Source organism: Neorhizobium puerariae, from assembly GCF_042429745.1.
Lineage (GTDB): Bacteria > Pseudomonadota > Alphaproteobacteria > Rhizobiales > Rhizobiaceae > Neorhizobium > Neorhizobium puerariae.
On the sequence record NZ_JBHMAA010000027.1, the window covers coordinates 48,599 to 66,042 of the forward strand.

20 protein-coding genes are annotated in these 17,444 nt (G+C 62.8%); 13 read left to right on the plus strand and 7 right to left on the minus strand.

Annotated features, from left to right (window positions below; all coding sequences use genetic code 11):
- The first annotated feature begins 163 nt into the window (after positions 1-163).
- The 8 genes from ACFFP0_RS22670 (at position 164) to deoA (ending at position 8,317) form a co-directional block, all read left to right on the plus strand.
- Positions 164-1,156 carry a BMP family lipoprotein gene (locus tag ACFFP0_RS22670; protein WP_377264478.1) on the plus strand — a complete coding sequence of 331 codons (993 nt, stop codon included), beginning with the start codon at positions 164-166 and terminating at the stop codon, positions 1,154-1,156.
- Between the two features lie 73 nt (positions 1,157-1,229).
- A complete protein-coding gene (locus tag ACFFP0_RS22675; protein WP_377264479.1) occupies positions 1,230-2,753 on the plus strand; it encodes an ABC transporter ATP-binding protein in 1,524 nt (507 codons plus the stop codon).
- Between the two features lie 76 nt (positions 2,754-2,829).
- Positions 2,830-3,933: an ABC transporter permease gene (locus tag ACFFP0_RS22680; RefSeq protein ID WP_377264480.1), complete on the plus strand. Its 1,104-nt coding sequence runs from the start codon at positions 2,830-2,832 to the stop codon at positions 3,931-3,933.
- A 4-nt stretch (positions 3,934-3,937) separates the two neighbouring features.
- Positions 3,938-4,909 carry an ABC transporter permease gene (locus ACFFP0_RS22685; protein ID WP_377264481.1) on the plus strand — a complete coding sequence of 324 codons (972 nt, stop codon included), beginning with the start codon at positions 3,938-3,940 and terminating at the stop codon, positions 4,907-4,909.
- A 1-nt stretch (position 4,910) separates the two neighbouring features.
- A complete protein-coding gene (locus ACFFP0_RS22690) occupies positions 4,911-5,318 on the plus strand; it encodes a cytidine deaminase (RefSeq protein WP_377264482.1) in 408 nt (135 codons plus the stop codon).
- 4 nt (positions 5,319-5,322) lie between these two features.
- Complete coding sequence (locus ACFFP0_RS22695) at positions 5,323-6,111, plus strand: purine-nucleoside phosphorylase (RefSeq protein WP_377264483.1); 789 nt, start codon at positions 5,323-5,325, stop codon at positions 6,109-6,111.
- 118 nt (positions 6,112-6,229) lie between these two features.
- Positions 6,230-7,000, plus strand: coding sequence for a deoxyribose-phosphate aldolase (gene deoC / locus ACFFP0_RS22700; RefSeq protein ID WP_377264484.1), 771 nt, complete (start codon positions 6,230-6,232; stop codon positions 6,998-7,000).
- 6 nt (positions 7,001-7,006) lie between these two features.
- On the plus strand, positions 7,007-8,317 hold the full coding sequence (deoA, locus tag ACFFP0_RS22705; protein ID WP_377264485.1) for a thymidine phosphorylase: 1,311 nt from the start codon (positions 7,007-7,009) through the stop codon (positions 8,315-8,317).
- On the opposite strand, the gene ACFFP0_RS22710 is transcribed toward deoA, so the two are convergent.
- The 7 genes from ACFFP0_RS22710 to ACFFP0_RS22740 form a co-directional block, all read right to left on the minus strand.
- Positions 8,318-8,833, minus strand: coding sequence for a TIGR02281 family clan AA aspartic protease (locus tag ACFFP0_RS22710; RefSeq protein WP_377264486.1), 516 nt, complete (start codon positions 8,831-8,833; stop codon positions 8,318-8,320). It lies immediately after the preceding gene.
- Positions 8,834-8,983: 150 nt separating this feature from the next.
- Positions 8,984-9,613, minus strand: coding sequence for a uracil phosphoribosyltransferase (gene upp, locus ACFFP0_RS22715; protein ID WP_377264487.1), 630 nt, complete (start codon positions 9,611-9,613; stop codon positions 8,984-8,986).
- 103 nt (positions 9,614-9,716) lie between these two features.
- The gene (locus ACFFP0_RS22720; RefSeq protein WP_377264488.1) at positions 9,717-10,712 is read right to left on the minus strand and encodes an adenosine deaminase; all 996 of its coding nucleotides are present in this window, start codon (positions 10,710-10,712) and stop codon (positions 9,717-9,719) included.
- Positions 10,709-11,929: a phosphopentomutase gene (locus ACFFP0_RS22725; RefSeq protein WP_377264489.1), complete on the minus strand. Its 1,221-nt coding sequence runs from the start codon at positions 11,927-11,929 to the stop codon at positions 10,709-10,711. The genes ACFFP0_RS22720 and ACFFP0_RS22725 overlap by 4 nt, the downstream gene beginning before the upstream one ends.
- A 109-nt stretch (positions 11,930-12,038) precedes the next feature.
- The gene (locus ACFFP0_RS22730; RefSeq protein WP_377264490.1) at positions 12,039-12,623 is read right to left on the minus strand and encodes a TadE/TadG family type IV pilus assembly protein; all 585 of its coding nucleotides are present in this window, start codon (positions 12,621-12,623) and stop codon (positions 12,039-12,041) included.
- Positions 12,620-13,246 carry a TadE/TadG family type IV pilus assembly protein gene (locus ACFFP0_RS22735; protein WP_377264491.1) on the minus strand — a complete coding sequence of 209 codons (627 nt, stop codon included), beginning with the start codon at positions 13,244-13,246 and terminating at the stop codon, positions 12,620-12,622. Before ACFFP0_RS22735 ends, ACFFP0_RS22730 begins: the two co-directional genes overlap by 4 nt.
- A 99-nt stretch (positions 13,247-13,345) precedes the next feature.
- Positions 13,346-13,756: a pilus assembly protein N-terminal domain-containing protein gene (locus tag ACFFP0_RS22740; protein WP_377264492.1), complete on the minus strand. Its 411-nt coding sequence runs from the start codon at positions 13,754-13,756 to the stop codon at positions 13,346-13,348.
- Here ACFFP0_RS22740 and ACFFP0_RS22745 point away from each other — a divergent pair.
- The 5 genes from ACFFP0_RS22745 (at position 13,652) to ACFFP0_RS22765 (ending at position 17,442) form a co-directional block, all read left to right on the plus strand.
- Positions 13,652-13,864, plus strand: a complete 213-nt coding sequence (locus ACFFP0_RS22745) for a hypothetical protein (protein WP_377264516.1) — start codon at positions 13,652-13,654, stop codon at positions 13,862-13,864. The genes ACFFP0_RS22740 and ACFFP0_RS22745 overlap by 105 nt on opposite strands.
- 309 nt (positions 13,865-14,173) lie before the next feature.
- Positions 14,174-14,353, plus strand: a complete 180-nt coding sequence (locus tag ACFFP0_RS22750) for a Flp family type IVb pilin (RefSeq protein WP_377264493.1) — start codon at positions 14,174-14,176, stop codon at positions 14,351-14,353.
- A 98-nt stretch (positions 14,354-14,451) separates the two neighbouring features.
- On the plus strand, positions 14,452-14,976 hold the full coding sequence (locus tag ACFFP0_RS22755) for an A24 family peptidase (protein WP_377264494.1): 525 nt from the start codon (positions 14,452-14,454) through the stop codon (positions 14,974-14,976).
- 89 nt (positions 14,977-15,065) lie between these two features.
- Positions 15,066-15,875 (plus strand): Flp pilus assembly protein CpaB, encoded by an 810-nt coding sequence (cpaB, locus tag ACFFP0_RS22760; protein WP_377264495.1) that lies wholly within the window; start codon positions 15,066-15,068, stop codon positions 15,873-15,875.
- A gap of 58 nt (positions 15,876-15,933) precedes the next feature.
- Positions 15,934-17,442, plus strand: coding sequence for a type II and III secretion system protein family protein (locus ACFFP0_RS22765; protein ID WP_377264512.1), 1,509 nt, complete (start codon positions 15,934-15,936; stop codon positions 17,440-17,442).
- The last annotated feature ends 2 nt before the right edge of the window (positions 17,443-17,444 follow it).

Genomic DNA, 17,444 nt, shown 5'->3' on the forward strand with positions numbered 1-17,444 from the left:
GCCGTTCTTTACCAGTTGAAAAAAATCTCGTGAATTTTTCTAAAACCCGTGCAAGAGTAACCGGAGCCGGACCTTCGCAAAAATTGAAGGCAGGTGGCCGCAGGAGTGCCCGGGGAACGGGCTTGCGGGAGGACCGAAACAGCTAAAAAACAGGGCTGAACGAATGAAGAAAACCCTTTTGAGCCTCATCGCCTTGGCTGCCATGTCGGCAACGGCGCTTGCCGCGGAGGTCAAGCCCGCGCTCGTCTACGGCACCGGCGGCAAGTTCGACAAATCCTTCAACGAGGCCGCCTTTGCCGGCGCCGAAAAGTTCAAGAAGGAAACGGGGATCGACTACCGGGATTTCGAGCCCACCAACGACACGCAGGGTGAGCAGGCCATCCGCAACTTCGCGAGCCGCGGCTTCAACCCGGTCGTCGCCGTCTCCTTTGCCTGGACTTCCGCCATGGAAAAGGTCGCCGCCGAATTTCCGGACACCAAGTTTGCGATCGTCGATTCCGTCGTCGACCTGAAGAACGTCCGTTCCATCCTCTACAAGGAAGAGGAAGGCTCGTATCTCGTCGGCCTTCTCGCCGGCATGGCGTCCAAGACCGGCAAGGTCGGCTTCGTCGGCGGCATGGATATTCCGCTGATCCGCAAGTTCGCCTGCGGATATGTCCAGGGCGTGAAGGCCGCCAAGCCCGGCGCACAGGTTTTCCAGAACATGACGGGCACCACCGGCGCGGCCTGGAACGACCCGGTCCGCGGCGGCGAACTCACCAAGAACCAGATCGACCAGGGCGCGGACGTCATCTATGCGGCCGCCGGTGCGACCGGTCTCGGCGTTCTGCAGACGGCGGCCGACAACAAGAAGCTGTCGATCGGCGTCGACTCCAACCAGAACCATCTGCATCCGGGTTCGGTTCTCACCTCCATGGTCAAGCGCGTCGACCTCGCCGTCTACAGCGCCTTCAAGGACACCAAGGACGACAAGTTCACGTCCGGCATCCAGGCGCTCGGCGTCAAGGAGGACGGCGTCGCCTATGCGCTCGACGACAACAACAAGTCGCTGGTCACGCCGGAAATGCAGGCTGCCGCCGAAAAGGCCAAGGCGGACATCATCTCCGGCGCCGTGAAGGTGCACGATTACATGTCGAACAATTCCTGCCCCAACTAAGGGATTGATCTGGAGGGCGCGTGGCGGCGCAAATCGCCACGCGCCCTTTCATATCAGGTGGAAGGGCGAGCCATTGAGCCTCGAATCTGCGAAGGAGCCCGCGATCGAGCTTGTCGGCATCGACAAGAAATTCGGCGCGGTGCACGCGAACAAGAATATCAACCTGACCGTCGCCAAGGGATCGATCCACGGCATCATCGGGGAAAACGGTGCCGGCAAGTCGACGCTGATGTCGATCCTCTACGGCTTCTATCATGCCGATCAGGGGGAGATCCGCATTTCCGGCAGGCCGATCACCATCCGCGACAGCCAGACGGCGATCGCCGCCGGCATCGGCATGGTGCACCAGCATTTCATGCTGGTGGAGAATTTCACGGTGCTGGAAAACGTGATGCTCGGCGCCGAGGGCGGCCAGTTGCTGCGCAAGGGCGTCGCAAGCGCCCGCGGGGAACTGAAGCGCCTGGAGAATGACTACGGGCTGGAAGTCGATCCCGACGCGGTCATCGAGGAATTGCCGGTCGGCAGCCAGCAGCGCGTCGAAATCCTGAAGGCGCTCTATCGCGGCGCTGAAATCCTGATCCTTGACGAGCCGACGGGCGTGCTGACGCCGGCCGAGGCCGATCACCTTTTCAAGGTGCTGCGGGTGCTGCGCGACCAGGGCAAGACGATCATCCTGATCACCCACAAGCTGCGCGAGATCATGGCGATCACCGACACGGTTTCCGTCATGCGGCGCGGCGAGATGGTCGCCACCCGCAAGACCGCCGAGACGACGGTGGAGGAGCTTGCCGAACTGATGGTCGGCCGCCGCGTGCTGCTGCGCGTCGAAAAAGGCGAGGCCAATCCGGGCAAGGTCCTGCTTTCCGTCCGGAACCTGACGGTGAGGGACAGCCGCGGCGTCACCATGGTGGACGACGTCTCCTTCGATGTTCGCGCCGGCGAGATCGTCGGCATCGCGGGTGTGGCGGGCAACGGCCAGTCGGAGCTTCTGGAAGCGATCGCGGGCATCCGCAAGCCTGCTTCCGGCGAGATCTTCATCGACGGCAAGCCGGTTGCCGGCATCGATCCGGCCGGATTGCGTGATCTCGGCCTCGCCCATATCCCGGAAGACCGGCATCACATGGGCCTGGTCCTGAAATTCGAGGAATACGAAAACTCTATCCTCGGTTATCACCGCGACGCGCGTTACGGCCGTGGCGTGCTGCTCGATCTCGACGCCATCCGCAGGCAGGCCGAGGAAAAGATCGCCAAATACGATATCCGCCCCCCGAACCCGCGGTTGAGGACGGCGAATTTCTCCGGCGGCAACCAGCAGAAGATCGTCGTGGCGCGCGAGATAGAACGCGACCCGAATGTCCTGATCATCGGCCAGCCGACGCGCGGCGTCGACATCGGCGCGATCGAGTTCATCCACAAGCGCATCATCGAGATGCGCGACGCCGGCAAGGCCGTGCTTCTGGTTTCCGTGGAGCTCGACGAGATCAGGTCGCTCTCCGACCGCATCCTGGTGATGTTCGCGGGCAAGATGGTCGGCGAGAAGTCCGGCGAGGCCGGCGAGCAGACGCTGGGCCTGATGATGGCCGGGATTGCTGCATGACCCGTAAAGGATCGATCTGTTTGAACCATGACATGACCAGGGCCTCGAAGGCGGCAGGGCGGGCGAGGGGAGAAGCATGAGCACCGCGTCGGTTCCGCTTCCCGCTTGGATCAATTACGGCCTCATCCCGCTCCTCAACCTCATCCTTGCCTTCTTCTTCTCTGGACTGGTCGTGTGGGCGATCGGTGAAAATCCGTTCGAGGCGCTGCAGCTGCTGTTGATCGGCGCGCTCGGCCGTGGCGAGGGCATCGGCTTCACGCTGTTCTACACGACGAGCTTCATCTTCACCGGCCTTTCGGTGGCCGTCGCCATCCATGCGGGCCTGTTCAACATCGGCTCGGAAGGACAGGCCTACCTCGGCGGGCTGGGTGCAGCGCTCGTGGCGCTCTCACTCGACAGCTACGTGCCCTGGTACGTCACCATGCCGTTCGCGGTGATCGGCGCGGCCCTGTTCGGCGCGGCCTGCGCAGCGATTCCCGCCTGGCTGCAGGCCAAGCGGGGAAGCCACATCGTCATCACCACGATCATGTTCAACTTCATCGTTTCGTCGCTGATGAACTACGTGCTGGTGCGGGTGCTGATCGTGCCCGGCAAGATGGCGCCGGAAACCCGCACGTTCCTGCCGGGTGGGCAGTTGCCGAAGCTGGACTGGTTGATCGCCATGTTCGGCGGCAAGCTGGGTGCTGCGCCGCTGAACTTCTCGTTCCTGATCGCGCTCGTCATGTGCTTCCTCGTCTGGCTGCTGATCTGGCGCACCAAGCTGGGTTACGAGATGCGCACGCTCGGCATCAGCCCGAGTGCGGCGAGCTATGCCGGCATTCCCTATGCGAAGATCGTCATGATCACGATGCTGATCTCCGGCGGGCTGGCGGGTATGATGGCGCTGAACCCGGTCATGGGCGCGTCCGCCCGCCTGCAGATCGAATTCGTCGGAGGCGCCGGCTTCGTCGGCATCGCGGTGTCCCTCATGGGCCGCAACCATCCGGCCGGCATCATTTTCGCGGCCCTGCTCTTCGGCATCCTCTACCAGGGCGGGGCCGAGCTTTCCTTCGACATGCCGAAGATCACCCGCGACATGATCGTGGTCATCCAGGGCATGGTGATCCTGTTCGCGGGTGCGCTGGAATACATGCTCCGTCCGGCCATCGTCCGGTTCTATCAGCAGGTCGCCGGGAAATAGGCTCATGGATTATTTCGATATTTTCATCAGCATCCTCGGTTCTGCGATCCGCCTGTCGATCCCGCTTCTGTTCACCGCGCTCGCCGGCCTGTTTTCGGAACGCGCCGGCATTTTCGACATCGGGCTGGAAGGCAAGATGCTGGCTTCCGCCTTCGCATCCGCCTGCGTGGCCTATTGGACCGGCAATGCCTGGCTTGGCCTCCTCGCCGGCATCGGGATCGCGATCGTCTTTTCGTTCGTGCACGGTTTTGCCTCGATCACCAATCGCGGAAACCAGATCGTCTCCGGCGTGGCGCTGAACTTCGTGGCGGCCGGACTGACGATCGTGCTGGGCCAGGCCTGGTTCAATCAGGGCGGACGGACGGGGCAGGTGCCTCCCGAGGGCAGGTTTTCGGCCATCGTCCTGCCCGGCGCGGATGTGGTGCGCGACATACCCGTCATCGGCCCTCTTTATGCCAACGTGATCTCCGGCAACAACATCCTGACCTATATCGCGTTCCTCATGGTGCCGATCTCCTGGTGGGTGCTCTACCGGACCCGCTTCGGCCTTCGGCTGCGCGCCGTCGGCGAAAACCCGGGCGCGGTGGATACGGCCGGCATCTCGGTCACCTGGCTTCGGTACCGCGCGCTGGTCGTGACCGGTTTCCTCGCCGGGTTCGCCGGCACCTATCTGGCGATCGCCCAGTCGGCCGCCTTCATCAACAACATGTCGGCCGGCAAGGGCTATATCGCCCTTGCGGCGCTGATCTTCGCGAAGTGGAAGCCGGTGCCGGTCATGCTGGCCTGCCTGCTCTTCGGTTTCCTCGATGCCTTCGCGAACTTCATGCAGGGCAAGTCGGTGCCGCTGGTCGGGGAAGTGCCGGTGCAGATATTCCAGGCTCTGCCCTATATCCTGACCTGCGTGCTGCTCGCCGGTTTCATCGGCACCGCCCGCCCGCCCAAGGCCGGCGGCGTCCCCTATACGAAGGAACGCTGAGATGTCCGCGCAATCGTCGCAGAAAGAGCTGTTCGAGGCCGCCCGCGAGGCGATGGGGAAAGCCCACGCGCCCTACTCGAAGTTTCCGGTGGGGGCTGCGATCCGCGCCGACGACGGCAAGGTCTATCCGGGCGCCAATATCGAGAACATCTCCTTCCCGCAAGGATGGTGCGCCGAACCGACGGCGATCGGTGCGATGATCATGGGCGGTGGCAGGAAGATCGTCGAGCTCGCCGTTATTGCCGAGAAACTGCCCCTCTGCACGCCCTGCGGCGGCTGCCGGCAGAAGATCTCCGAATTCGCCTCCGCCGATACCCGGATCTACCTCTGCGATGACGCGGGGGTGCAGAAAACCGTCACCATGGCGGAGCTTCTGCCCTATGCTTTCGAAACGGATGTGATCGGGTGACGAGATGAAGGATATCATCGACCTTCTGGTTGACAGGCTGGGTGGCCTGGTGCCGCGTCGCGCAATCGTCCTCGGCTCCGGCCTGGGCTCGCTGGTCGGCGAGGTCCGCAGCCAGGTCCGCATTCCGTATGGAGAGCTGGAAGGTTTTCCGGTGAGCGCGGTGACCGGCCATGCGGGGGAACTGGTCGCCGGTTATCTCGGATCGGAACCGGTCATCATGCTTTCCGGTCGCGCCCATTATTACGAGCATGGCGATGCCAAGGCGATGCGCTTTCCGATCGAGGTGATGAAAGGCCTCGGCGTGCAGTCGTTGATATTGACGAATTCCGCAGGGTCGCTTCGCGAGGATATGCCGCCCGGCTCGGTGATGCAGATCACCGACCACATCAACTATTCCGGCACGAATCCGCTGATCGGCGAGAGGGGCGACAGCCGCTTCGTCGGCATGACCAGCGCCTATGACGCGGACCTTGCGCTTGCCATGAGGAATGCCGCGGGCCGCAGCGGCATTCCGCTGTTTTCCGGCGTCTACATGTGGTTCTCCGGCCCGAGCTTCGAAACGCCGGCTGAAATCCGGATGGCGCGCATCCTTGGCGCCGATGCTGTCGGCATGTCGACTGTGCCGGAAGTCATTCTCGCCCGCTATTTCGGGCTGCGGGTCGCGGCCGCCTCCGTGATCACCAATTTCGGCGCCGGCATGACCGGTGCGGAGTTGAGCCATGAGGAGACCAAGGACATGGCCCCGGTCGGCGGGCAGCGTCTGGCCGCCATCCTGAAAGAAATGTTGGCCTGATTACACGATGTATTTCAAGCGGATACGTCCCGTGTGGCGATGTGGCCGCCGGCTGCGGGTTGCATCTAATCGTTTGAACGATAAATATGGCGGCTAACTCAAGCCGGGGAGGCTACACATGGAACTCCTGAGCCCACGCGAAGCGGCAGCCTTCGCGCTCTCGCTTCTCGACCTGACGAACCTGCGCGACGATTGCGACGAGGCTGCGATCGAGAAGCTGTGTCTTCGCGCGCAGACGCATTACGGCCATACGGCCGCCATCTGCATCTGGCCGCGTTTCGTTGCCCATGCCCGCAAGATCCTGGGGCCTGAACATGCGGTGCGCATCGCGACCGTCGTGAATTTTCCTTCCGGAGACCTGCCGGTTCCAGCGGTCGTGCAGGAAACCCGCCGGGCGATCGAAGACGGTGCCGACGAAATCGACATGGTCATCCCCTATCGCAAGCTGATCGCCGGCGACGAGGCGGCGGTGACCGAAATGGTGGAGGCCGTCCGCGCCGCCTGCCCGAACGCCTGCCTCAAGGTGATCCTGGAGACCGGCGAATTGAAGGACAGCATCCTTGTCCGTCGTGCGTCCGAGCTTGCGATTGCCGCCGGCGCCGACTTCATCAAGACCTCCACCGGCAAGGTGGCCGTCAATGCGACGCTGGAAGCGGCCGATATCATGCTCCAGGCGATCCGCGATTCCAAAAAGCGCGTCGGGTTCAAGCCGGCCGGCGGCATCGGCAGCGTGGCGGATGCCGATCTCTACCTTCGCCTGGCCGAAACGATCATGGGTCCGAACTGGCTCATGCCGTCCACTTTCCGTTTCGGCGCTTCCGGCCTGCTCGACGATATCCTCGCGCTCCTGAGCGGCAGCACGGCGGTCCGCGCATCGAGCGGCTACTGATCCGCAATGATCCCGCAGGAGATCATTCGCCGCAAGCGTGACGGCAAGACGCTCACCGCCGGGGAGATCGCTGCCTTCATCGCGGGTCTCGCGAAGGAGGAAATCACCGAGGGTCAAGCCGCCGCCTTCGCAATGGCTGTCTTTTTTCGGGGCATGTCCCGTAATGAGACAGTGGCGCTGACGCGTGCCATGCGCGATTCCGGCACGGTCCTGAAATGGGACGGTCTCGCTCGCCCTGTGGCGGACAAGCACTCTACCGGTGGCGTCGGGGACAATGTGTCGCTGATGCTGGCGCCGGTCATGGCGGCCTGCGGGCTGGCGGTTCCGATGATTTCCGGTCGCGGATTGGGGCATACGGGCGGCACGCTTGACAAGCTGCAGTCGATCCCCGGCTACAACGTCATGCCGGACGAGCGCCTGTTCCGCAAAGTGGTCGATGAGATTGGCTGTGCCATAATAGGGCAGACTTCCGATCTCGCGCCGGCCGACCGGCGTCTCTATGCGATCCGTGACGTGACGGCAACGGTGGAATCCGTGCCGCTCATCACCGCGTCCATCCTGTCGAAGAAGCTCGCGGCCGGGCTCGGCAGCCTGGTGCTGGACGTGAAGGTCGGCAACGGCGCCTTCATGGAAAGCCCGGAGGAGGCAGAAACCCTCGCCCGCTCGCTGGTGGAGGTGGCGAACGGCGCCGGCGTAAGGACGGCCGCCCTTCTGACCGATATGAACGAACCGCTTGCCGATGCGGCGGGCAACGCGCTCGAAGTGGTCAACTGCCTTGATTTTCTGGCTGGCCTGAAAGCCGGAACGCGGCTCGAAACGGTTGTCCTGGCGGAAGCTGTGGAAATGCTGGTTCAGGCCGGCATCGCGAAAGACGTGGCCGAGGCCGGAAGCAAGGCCCGGCTGGCGCTATCCTCGGGCGAGGCGATGGAGCGCTTCGCGCGCATGGTGCATGCGCTGGGCGGGCCGGCTGATTTTTGCGAACGGCCGGATGCCTATCTCGAACCCGCCCCGGTGCGGATGCGGGTGACAGCCTCACGGGATGGCTATCTCGCGGCCTGCGAGACCCGTGCCGTCGGTCTGGCGGTGGTGGAGCTTGGCGGAGGCCGCAAGCGCGCCGCCGACGCCATCGACCATCGCGTCGGCATCGACGGGCTTCTGCCGCTCGGCGCGCAGGTCTCGGAAGGCGAGCCGATCGCCACGGTGCATGCGAAGACAAGGGAGGATGCCGAGAGGATCGCCTCGGAGGTCGCCCTCTTCTATACGATCGCCGATGCGGCGCCTGCGCCGTCGCCGGTGGTCATCGGCCGCATCGCCTGATCACTGGGCGAGCTTCAGCTTCCTGCCCTCCACCTGGAAGGTTCTGAGTTTCTTCAGGAAGCTCATGCCGATGAGCGTGCCGGAAAGCGCCTTGTCGCGCAGCACGAAGGCATCGATATCCCTGACGCGCACGCCGCCGATCTCGATGCGGTCGAGCGTCACGCGGGCAGCCTCGGTGCCGCCATTGGCGGTGTTCACCGTATAGCGGAAATCCAGGCTGTTGGCGCCAAAGCCGAGCTTGCGCGCCGTAGTTTCGTTGAGGGCGACCAGCGACGCGCCGGTGTCGACGAGGCCGTCCACGGACCTTCCGTTGATGCGGAAGGCGCCGTTGAAATGCCCGCGGGCATCGGCTTCGAGCGTTGCGCTGCCGGGCGTCGCCGCTGCGGGCTGAGCTGTGGCCGGCGCCTCCGCGCTCGCAGTGGCGACGGGCGGCTGGTCGGCGATCTTGATCATGGCTGGAATTTGCGTTGCGACGAACGCCACGATGGCGGCGAAAACGACAGTGCGCAGAAGCATGAACCATCTCCCCAAGCGCGCCGCGACGCGACATGCTTTCGGCATGAACAGGACAAGTCTCTGATAGCGCGAGTTCGATAAGAAAACGGCCCATGGAAACGTCCACGGGCCGTTGATTTCAAAGCTTGGTAAGAAAACCCTGAAGAATGCCTATTTCGTGCCGTACATGCGGTCGCCGGCATCGCCGAGACCGGGCACGATATAGCCTTTCTCGTTGAGATGGCTGTCGACCGCCGCGGTATAGATCTTCACGTCCGGATGCGCTTTCCGGAAATTCGCGATGCCTTCCGGCGCGGCGAGCAGGCAGAGGAAGCGGATGTTGTGAGCGCCGCGTTCCTTCAGCTTGTCCACCGCGGCAATCGAGGAATTGCCGGTGGCGAGCATGGGGTCGACCACGATGATGAGGCGCTCGGCAATGTCTTCCGGCGCCTTGAAGTAATATTCGACCGGCTGCAGCGTTTCATGGTCGCGATAGACGCCGATATGCGAGACGCGTGCCGAGGGGACGAGCTCCAGCATGCCTTCCAGAAGCCCGTTGCCGGCGCGCAGGATCGAGGCGAAGACCAGCTTCTTTCCTTCGACCACGGGCGCCTGCATTTCGATCAGCGGCGTTTCGATCGTTTCCATGGTGAGTTCGAGATCGCGGGTCACCTCGTAGCAGAGCAGCATCGATATCTCGCGCAGCAGCCGCCGGAAACCGGCCGTCGAGGTTTCCTTTTTGCGCATGATCGTCAGCTTGTGCTGCACCAGCGGGTGATCGATGACAGTGACGCCGTCCATGAACTTTCCCTCGTTGTTGTCTGTTTCTTCTTTCTTTGAGGAAAAAGGCGCATTCCGCAAGCCGTCAACGGCTTTTCGTCAGCTCATCCCCAATCCCGGAGCTTCAATACCCGGGTCTCGCACGGGCCGCATCGAAGCGGGCGAGCAGCCTCGCCCGCGTCTCCTCGTCCACGAAGGCCGCTTCCAACGCCGTGCGGGTCATTGCGTCGATCTCGTCATCCGAAAGCCTCATCTCGCCGGAGGCGATCTCGTATTCCCGCTCCAGCGATGTATGGAAGAAGGGCGGGTCGTCGGAATTGAGGCAGACGCGCACGCCGGCGGCCCTGAGGACCTTCAGCGGATGGCTCTCGAAATCGGGAAAGACCTTCAGGGCGATGTTCGAGCCCGGGCAGACTTCCAGCACGGTGCCGAGCTCGACAAGCCTTTCCACGACCGCCGGGTCCTCGATTGCCCGCACGCCATGGCCGATGCGGGACGGCCTTACGAGGTCGAGCGCATCGGAGACGCTGAAGGCGCCGCAGACCTCGCCCGCATGGATGGTGAGGCCAAGCCCGGCATCGCGGGCGATATCGAAGGCGCGGGCATAGTCGCCAACGCGCCCCATCCTCTCCTCGCCAGCCATGTTGAAGCCCGTGACGAGCGGGTTCCCGGCGCGTGCGGCGTATTCGGCAGCCGAGATCACCCGGTCCGGTCCGAAATGCCGCTCGCCGGTCACGATGATGCGCGCCTCGATGCCGGTCTTCTCCCGCGCGGCGCGGATGCCGTCGGAAATGCCGGCAAGATAGGCATCGGCTCCGAGCCCGATCCGGTCGCCATGATCCGGCGAGACGATGATCTCGCTGTAGATCGTGTTGGCGGCGGCAAGTTCGTTCAGATAGGTCTCGGTCAGCAGCGCATAGTCCTCGGCCGTCTTGAAGAGGGCCGCGACCGCGTCGTAGCAGACTAGGAATTCGGAAAAATCCGACCAGACATAAGCGCCGTCGCGCAGGATATGGCTCGTATCGACGCCGTATCTGCTCGCCTGGGCCGCGGCGAGTGCCGGCGGGGCGGCGCCCTCGATATGGCAATGGATTTCGGCCTTGAGCGGGTTGCGGGTCAAAGAAAGCTCCATCCATGGGGACCGGGCGGGATCGAAAGGTGGGCGGCGATGGTTTCGGCTATGTCCGCATAGGTCGACCTGATCCCGATCGAGCGGGAACGGATGCCGGGGCCAAACGCCATGATGGGCACCCGTTCGCGGGTGTGGTCTGTTCCGCGCCATGTCGGGTCGCAGCCATGGTCGGCGGTCATGACGACGAGATCGCCGGGTTTCAGGCGCCGGTGGATGTCGGGGATGGCAAGATCGAAGGCTTCGAGTGCTGCGGCATACCCCGGCACGTCGCGGCGGTGGCCGTAGAGCATGTCGAAATCGACGAAATTGGTGAAGACGAGATCGCCCACCGCAGCCTCGTCCATGGCTGCCAGCGTGGCCTCCATCAGCGCCCCATTGCCGTCCGCCTTGATGACGCGCGAAACGCCCTGATGGGCGAAGATGTCGCCGATCTTGCCGATGGCATGTACCGAGCGCCCGCCCCGGATCAACCGGTCGAGCAGCGTCGGCTCGGGCGGCGGAACGGAGAGGTCGCGGCGGTTGCCGGTGCGCTGGAATGTCGCCGCGGTCTCGCCGATGAAGGGGCGGGCAATCACCCGGCCGATATTCAGCGGATCGAGCAGACCGCGCACCACCGCGCAGAGCGCCATGAGCCGGTCGAGACCGAAATGGATTTCGTGCGCGGCGATCTGGAAGACGGAATCGCTCGACGTGTAGCAGATCGGCCTTCCCGTGCGGATATGTTCCTCGCCCAGGCGCTCGATGATCTCGGTGCCGGAAGCGTGGCAGTTGCCGAGGATGCCCGGAATGTCGCCCTCCCGGCAGATCGCCTCCACCAGTTCGGGGGGAAAGGCGTCACCCTCGCCCGGAAAATAGCCCCAGTCGAACATGACCGGCGTCCCGGCGATTTCCCAGTGGCCGGATGGCGTATCCTTGCCCCGGGAGATTTCGTCGGCAGCGCCATGAAGCCCGAATACGCGTTCGGGCATGGGCATGCCGGCGGGATAGTCGCCGCTGGCGAGTTTGGCGGTCTCCAGAAGTCCGAGCGACGACATGTTCGGAAGGCGCAGCGGCCCTTCCCGGAGCCCTGCGCGGTCGCCGAGGCCCGCCGCGCAGAATTCCGCGATATGCCCGAGAGTGTTGGAGCCCAGGTCGCCGTAGTCTTCCCCGTCGCGGGCGCCGCCTACGCCGAAGGAATCAAGAACGAACAGAAAGGCACGCGCCATCGGTCACCTGCAGATTGAAATGCCACCCGGCCGGCATTTTGTACCGGCGTGAATCGGGATTCATATAGCCGCAGGCGTGACTTGGCAAAGGGGCCGGCATTCCGTGCCGTCAGCAGTTCGAGCAGTCGACGCTGCTTCCAAGCCGTTGGCGGTAGAAATACTCGCGCTCTATCGGGACCACCCTGAGGTCCGTCGACATGAGGCCGGGCAGCACCATCAGCAGTTCATGGTTGACCGAGACCTCGGAGCGGATGAGGAAGGAACTGGGGGTTCGCAGGGTGGACGGCACGTCGACGGGGGAGCCGACGACATAAGGCACCGTGTTGTCGTCTTTCCAGGACCATGCAACCTTCGGATTGCCGCTGGCGTCGATCGTCACGCCGGTAACCCTGATCGCCAGGTCATGGGCCGTATAGGGAACGAAAAGGCTGTTCGCCACGTCCTTCATGGTGGCGAGAAAGGCCTTGTTCACGGTGGTCTCGCGGCTCACGAGGTCGGCGACCGCGCTGGCGGTGCGGCTGACGCGTTTGGAAATGCTCAGTCCCAGCGTCAATTCGAACGACGTGATATAGAGGCTGAGCAGCAGCGGCGCGAGCAGCGCGAATTCGACGGCACCGACGCCGCGCCTGTCCCGGGCAAGCTGCCTCAACCGGGCGAGGAAGCCTTTGGCTCGCGTCTCGGTTTCGTCCGTCATGGATAATCCTCGGTCCGGAAACTGGATGTTTCGACGATCAGGAAATAGTTGGGACGTCCTCCGCTGGGGCGTACGTTGGTGATCAACGGCCGGAGCAGGTCCGTGACCACCTGCCAGCGATAATAGGCGCGGACCATGTTGACCGTCTTTTGCGCGCCCGGCGAATAGGCGAAGGAAGACGTGTCGAGATCGCCGGCCGCATCGAAAGGGACGCTGTCCGGGATGTCGGCGAAGCTCGGAAAGCTGCGGACGTCCAGCCACAGCTTGTCCGGGGTGGCGATTTCCGCCTCGCTGCATTTGATCAGCACGGCGACTTCGTTGCAGAAAGCCCGGCGGAACTCCGTCCGGTCCTTGTTGGTGGTGCGGCCGAGATTATAGGTGATGTTGCCGGTTCGGAGCTGGCGCGCCATCGTGTCCACCGCATTGGCGACCATCTGTTCGCCGGTATAGGCAATGAAGGTCTCGACGATCGCGAAGACGATCATGAAATAGGGAATGGCGAGCAGGGCGAATTCGATCGCGGCGGCGCCATCCCGCGATCGGAGGATCTGCCGCCACGCGACACCCGTTCTCCGTGCCGGCATCATCGCATCTTCTCTGGTATCGTCATGATCCTGGTACATGCTTTCCGTCCGACAGCCCCTCCGAGCGTCAGGATCGTACGGCCGGATTGTTGAGATTCCGTTGCCGCGGTGACCGGGAGTTTAGAGGTCTGTCCCGGATCAGGGCGTCCCGTTGCTCGAGCCGCTGTTCTGGAATTCGGCGTGCTGCTCGCAATTCGGCGTGCAGGAGAGGACGGAGCGGGCGATCATCCGATAGACCCGCACGGTGTTCCCCTCATCGATGGAAACGAGAACGCGCTCGTCGGCGATCGCATTGCCTTCGGCATCGAGGAGGACAAGGTTGGTCGTCCCGAAACTGCGTCCGGTCAGCACGATCGTGGTCGGATCGGCCACCGTGGCATCGGCGACGTTCGAATTGCCGACGATGACCTTGCTGACCGGCCTGTCGAGCTTCAGCACGCGCGCATGATTCATAAAGACACGCAACAGGTCGCTTTCCTGCGGCTCCTGCGCGGAGGCTTGTCCGCCGCCGGCAAGGAGCAGGCCTCCAAGAACGGCAAGTCGGATCATTATGCCATGGAACAGCATTGGCGGCGGCCTTCGAGTGCGGTTGTTGTCAGGCAAGAATGGATGCGATTGGTGAATGAACGGTTAAATGGCACATTTGCAGGCTTTTGATTTCTTCTTAACTTTTTCGAACGGGCGCCCGTTTGGCGGAACCGCCCCCGGTCGGGGCGGGAAGATGTCGGCTAAACTACTGTAAATTATAAGCTATCGAGGAAGAAAACAGCCCGCCTCGCTTCCTCGAATATTATTCTTTTTCTTTGCGCTCCATTTACCACGCGGAGGGGCAATTCCTCGTTAACCGGGTGATAACGATATTTCTTAAGCCGGTGGAAATCGTCCCTCTGTAGATTGCGCCTATCCGAACAACGGAAACAGTTGTCGGGAAGTGCTGAATCAACAAATGTCGAGTAGGAGAGTTCCATGTCCAAGATTTTCGCTCGTTTTCTGAAAGATGAGTCCGGCGCGACTGCCATCGAATACGGTCTGATCGCTGCTCTTATCTCCGTTGCCCTGATCGCCGGCGCCACGACCCTCGGTGAACAGCTTGACAACACCTTCAACAGCATTGCAGGTGTCCTGAAGGACCATCAGCCGGAATAAGTCCCGGCGGGCTGGCCATGATTACAAGCCGCCCCCAAAGGGGCGGCTTTATGCATTTGTTCACTCAACGAATGATGCCATCAGGTTGAACGCGGGAGATGGTCTTGGCAATACTTGCTCTTCTGGTCGTCTCGCTGCTCCCGGTGGCGCTGGCTCTCGCTGCCATCAGCGACCTCTTCACGATGACGATCCCCAACCGGATATCCATCGTCATCCTGGCGGGCTTTCTCGTCCTCGCACCGCTTTCAGGTCTCGCATGGCCGGAAATCGGCATGAATCTCGTTGCGGGATTTGCCGTCTTCGGCATCTGCTTCGCGCTCTTCGCCCTGAATGTCATGGGCGGCGGCGATGCCAAGCTCCTGACGGCCGCGGCCGTCTGGTACGGGTTCAATCACTCGCTCCTCGCCTTCCTGGTGACGGTGGGCTATGTGGGCGGCGCCATCACGCTTGTCTTCCTCCTGCTGCGCCTGCGGGCGGGTTCCGTCATGGCGATGGGAATTCCCCTGCCGGCCTCGCTCGTCACCGCCAAGAAGATTCCTTACGGCATTGCTATCGCCATTGCCGGTTTCCTGACATTCGGGCAGGCCCCCATCTATTTGCTTGCGATGAATGCTTTCCAATAAAGGTTAGCACGATGGAAAGATCGCATTAACCATAATTACACCATTCGAAGCCATTCTCTGGGGAATTAAAGTTCCCTCAAGGAATGGCCATGAAGCCCACCCGTATCATCATTCTCGCGGTTGCCGTGGTGGCGGCTGGTCTTGCCGGCCTGCTGGCCATGCGGCTTGCCGGCAAGAAGGCTCCCGGGCTGGTGGAAACCGTGATCCAGAAGGAGCCGACGGTCAAGGTCCTCGTCTCGGCGGAAAACCTGCCCGTCGGCAGCCGCCTGAGCGAAAAGGCCATCCAGTGGCTCGCCTGGCCGAAGAACGGCATCGCCGAGGGCTTCATCACCAACGAGAAGCGGCCCGACGCGATCACCGAGCTCCAGGGCGTCGTGGTTCGCATGCCGATGTTCAAGGGCGAGCCGGTTCGCGCCGAGAAGATCGCCGACTCCTCCAGCCGGATCATGTCCTCGCTGCTCCCTTCCGGCAAGCGGGCCGTCGCCACGGAAATTTCGGTTGCCACGGGTGCCGGCGGTTTCGTGCTGCCGAACGACCGCGTCGACATCATCATGGTGCGCGGGAACAAGGAAGGTGACGGCTACATCACCGAGAACATCCTGAACAATGTTCGCGTACTGGCGATCGACCAGCAGATCCAGGAGAGCGAGGACGGCAAGAAATCGGTCGTCGGGACGACCGCAACGCTCGAGCTGACGCCCGATCAGGCGAAGGTCATTGCAGTTGCCCAGCAGATGGCCCAGCGGCTGACGCTTGCCCTCCGCTCGGTGGCGGATTCCCAGGAAGCCGATACGACGGCGCCGGAATACCTGCTGCATGGAGCCGACGGCAAGGGCGATATCCAGGTCATCAAATCAGGCGCGATCGTCAAGAACACGGCGACGGCGCAAGCGAAGTGAACGGAGCGGTCAAGTGAGCAGTCTGAAACGCAGGATTCGTAGCTCGGCAGCGGCGGGCATGGCTTTCTGCCTTGCCTTTTCCGGCATTTCGGGTGGTGTTGCGCCGATCGGCCTTGCTCCGGCCCAGGCCCTTGCGGCCGACAGCAGCGTGATCCGCATCACCGACAGCGGCCCGGGAGCCCGCAAGCGGCTGCAGCTCGGTCTCAACAAGGCTCTCGTCGTCGATCTGCCAGCGGATGCGCACGACATCCTCGTCGCCGATCCGACGATGGCCGATGCCGTGACGCGCACGTCCCGGCGCATCTATCTCTTCGGCAAGATGGTCGGACAGACGAACATCTTCGTCTTCGGAGCGCATGGCGAGGAAATCGTCAGCCTCGACGTGGAGATCGAGCGCGATATTTCCGGCCTCGAACAGAACCTCCGCCGCTTCCTGACGGATTCGAACATCAAGGTGGAGATCATCTCCGACAACATCGTCCTGTCCGGCACGGTGAGGACGCCGCAGGATTCCGCGCAGGCCGAAAAGCTCGCCAAGGCCTTCCTCAAGGGCGGCGAGGCGACCACGCGAAACATCACGGCCCAGGGCAACAACGGCGACGCCGACATCTTCGCCGAAACCCGCCAGGTTTCCCAGATCGTCAATCTGCTGACGATCGAGGGCGAGGATCAGGTGACGCTGAAGGTCACGGTGGCCGAAGTCAGCCGCCAGGTGCTGAAGCAGCTCGGTTTCAACGGCTCGGTTTCCGGGCCGAGGGGTTCGATTTCCTTTGCCAACCCGGCCAACCTCGGCAACGCGGTCAATCTCGCCTCGACCGGGGTGCTGGCTGGAACAGTCGGCAATGTCGGCCTTGCGACATACATGAACGCCATGGAGCAGGCCGGCGTTATGCGTACGCTCGCCGAGCCCAGCCTGACGGCGATTTCGGGCCAGCAGGCGAAATTCTACGTTGGCGGCGAATATCGTCTGCCGGCTGAACAGGAGGTCGAAACCGACAAGGAAACCGGTGGGCTCACGGTGACTCGGACGGTCAATTCGGTCGACTACGGCATCGAGCTCAACTTCAAGCCCATCGTGCTCTCCCCCGGCCGCATCAGCCTGAATATCGAGACCAACGTGTCCGAGCCGACCTATGAGGGATCGGCCAACACCGGCAACGGAAGCTCGCTGCGGATTCCGGGCAATACCTATATGTCGATCCGCAAGCGCGAGGCTTCGACCACCGTCGAACTGCCGTCGGGCGGTTCGATCGTGATCGCCGGCCTGGTGCAGGACAATATCCGCCAGGCGATGTCCGGTCTTCCGGGCATTTCCAAGGTGCCCGTGCTCGGCACGCTCTTCCGCAGCAAGGATTTCGTCCGCAACGAGACCGAACTCGTGATCATCGCGACCCCTTATCTTGTCCGCCCCGTCGCCCGCAACGAGATCGCCCGGCCGGACGACAACTTCAATCCGGAAAACGACGCAGCCTCCTTCTTCCTGAACCGCGTGAACAAGATCTACGGCCGCAAGGAGCCCGTCGCGGCGGGCCAGTATCATGGCGCGGTCGGCTTTATCTACAAGTGAAC